At 46.5% G+C, this 2,463-nt stretch carries 5 protein-coding genes; all 5 read right to left on the reverse strand.

Annotation, left to right across the window (positions count from 1 at the left end; all coding sequences use genetic code 11):
* A partial coding sequence (locus tag ACFIO3_RS08080; protein WP_375704292.1) for a phage protein GemA/Gp16 family protein occupies positions 1 to 308 on the reverse strand: 308 nt, incomplete at its 3' end.
* Positions 309 to 331: 23 nt separating this feature from the next.
* Complete coding sequence (locus ACFIO3_RS08085; protein ID WP_375615413.1) at positions 332 to 955, reverse strand: DUF3164 family protein; 624 nt, start codon at positions 953 to 955, stop codon at positions 332 to 334.
* Complete coding sequence (locus tag ACFIO3_RS08090; protein WP_375615422.1) at positions 939 to 1,217, reverse strand: hypothetical protein; 279 nt, start codon at positions 1,215 to 1,217, stop codon at positions 939 to 941. The genes ACFIO3_RS08085 and ACFIO3_RS08090 overlap by 17 nt, the downstream gene beginning before the upstream one ends.
* On the reverse strand, positions 1,217 to 1,492 hold the full coding sequence (locus ACFIO3_RS08095; RefSeq protein ID WP_375607958.1) for a hypothetical protein: 276 nt from the start codon (positions 1,490 to 1,492) through the stop codon (positions 1,217 to 1,219). The genes ACFIO3_RS08090 and ACFIO3_RS08095 overlap by 1 nt, the downstream gene beginning before the upstream one ends.
* Positions 1,489 to 2,463: AAA family ATPase (locus ACFIO3_RS08100; RefSeq protein ID WP_375704293.1), on the reverse strand; the 975-nt coding region annotated here is incomplete at its 5' end. The genes ACFIO3_RS08100 and ACFIO3_RS08095, both read right to left, overlap by 4 nt.

Consider the following 2,463-nt stretch of genomic DNA (forward strand, 5'->3'; position numbering starts at 1 on the left):
CGAATATGATCAACGCCTGTCTGTCTTTTCACAAAGGCAAGCAACGCCTTATCTGAACGATCACGGATAATGCCAAGATTCCACCCAGCAATCCAGAGCGCCTGGAGCTTCTTGGCATATTTTCCCTCTAAAAGCTTGCCATTGACCTCACCCCCATATGCTCGCATTTCTTGCATCACAAAGCGCTGTTCTGAAAAATTCAAATCTTTTGCCGATTGCTTGCCTGTCAATCGAAAAAGCAGTGCGCGATAGGTCTCATCATCAAGACCTAACGCGCGTTTGCCCATATGAATAGCCGCTAAAGACATGGTATCCCCTTATTATCTCCCTTTTATGTCTTGGCTAAATCAAGCGTCACAGCCCGCCAAGGGCTTTCCAATGTATCGCGCTCATAAAAACGCACATATTCCTTAGATGTCGTCACACGGATCGCTTCACGAATGGCACGCATCGCCTCTTTCCAGCGTGGATCATCAATATCCAAACGCAGCAACATAAAGATTTCCCCCCGATTCACCTTACCTTCTTTATCCGTATTAAAAGCACGTGTAATAATCGCACGGATTTCAGGGCGTGCATCCGCAGACCACTCATTCAAACACTCATCAAGAAGGCTTTTAGCAATTTGCAATTGCGGTCCAAAATCAACACTTTCCTGAACTTGCACCTTAATGCGTTGCAAACCATCAAAGCTTGTATACGTGCAATTGCCCTTTTTGCCACGCCGCTCCACACCATATTCTTGCGCAAGCAAGCTATCAAAACCACTCAAATCCGCAATCGTATGGCTGTTAAAACGTGCAATCCTTGCCGATAATTCTTTCGCAAAACCCATAATTTTGCGCACCGTTTCATCCTCAAGCAAATCCGCAGGGCGGATTAGGCTTACTGGCACCAAAGCCCCTTTCGCATCCTTCATATAACGCGTACCTTCAAGTTCAATTTGTGGATTCATCACCAACTTCCTCCTGTGTTTTTTGAAACCGACGAAACGGTAAAATAGAACCCGATAAAGGGTCATATCCCGCTTTCAATTGCCAACGACACCGCATAAGCTCATGACCTAAAATATGATTATAGCCCGCGAGACGACGCAAATAATCATTCAATTCTCGAACATCTTTCGCACTCAGAAAAATGCCCTCCATTTCATGCTTGAGTAAAGCAGAACGCAAAGCAACCAAGCAATCTCTCACCATATAAGGGTTCCGTTCCATCATTTTCCGCCTCCAAAATCCATATGAATAACCGTTCCTTTCTCACCCTCATCACTCTTGGCATGAAGCGCTTGGCTACAACGTAAAGCTTCCACAACTTGGCCTTCCAAAACCGCATCAGCCTCCCCCAAACGGTGAACACTCAACTCCAATTCAAGCAATAACGCCAAATCAACACACAATTTAAGCTTTTCTCCAATATCAAAACCGCATTGATAATCGTCATAAAGACCAACAAGCGTATCGGATAATTCTTTGTCGCATAAAGGGATCATGCCAATTCCTCCACGTCACGGTTTTTCCATGCCGCTTTGACATGTTTAAGGGTCACCTCACACCCATCTCCAAGCGCTGCCATGCGTGCCAACATCATGGTTTTGTCAATTTGCCGCAAAGCTCCTGCTTTCAAACCAATTCCCGTCAAAAACTTTATCGCACCAACATCTTCAATCCCCCAATCATGAATGCGCGCTGCAATATCCTCACTATAGGGCTTGCGACGCTTCAAATGCATCGCCAATCGGCTTTTAATTTGCGCATAAGAGGGACCATTTTGACGATGAACCAACCGTCCAGAGATTTCATCATTGCCAACCAAAGCCAACCCCGTACCATTGATATCAACAAAGTGGCGCAACTGATTAATCGCTTCATCCGTTAAATTTTGCGCCTCATCAACGATCAACAACGTGCCACTGCCCACGCGCTCTAACTTTTTGCCAATAGCACGCGTTAAGCGGGTGGGATTATATTCCACCACCTCCAATTCTGCTGCCATATCATTCAAAATACCATGAACACTACGCGTATGCGGGCTTGCTGTCACCAGATAAACATGCGGGCGGGTCGCGCGGTAATGGCGGCAGGTTTCGGTCTTACCACTGCCCGCATCAAGCGTAATCATCACCATATCCCCCGTACTTTGCGCCAGTGTTAAAGTATCAATGATCTCACTAGCAATTCGATTCCTCTGAAAAGCCGGCTTTTCAGGAATGCGCTCCAAAAACCCCGCTGTTTCCTTTAAAACCTCAACCCATTGTTGAACCTTCGCATTTTGCTTCCCCAACTGTCCCGCATAACTGCCCGCATACCATTGCGAAAACGTCCCATCCGGCATGCCTATGCGCCGCGCCACTTCCGCCTTAGACCAATCATTCATTTGCCCCAAAGCTCTCACTGAATCCACAAGCTCATTCCATAAAGCAATGTCATCACTGTTGCGGTTTTGTGCTGTTCCATTGGGCTG

It is taken from the genome of Bartonella sp. AD328YNZD (genome assembly GCF_042196425.1).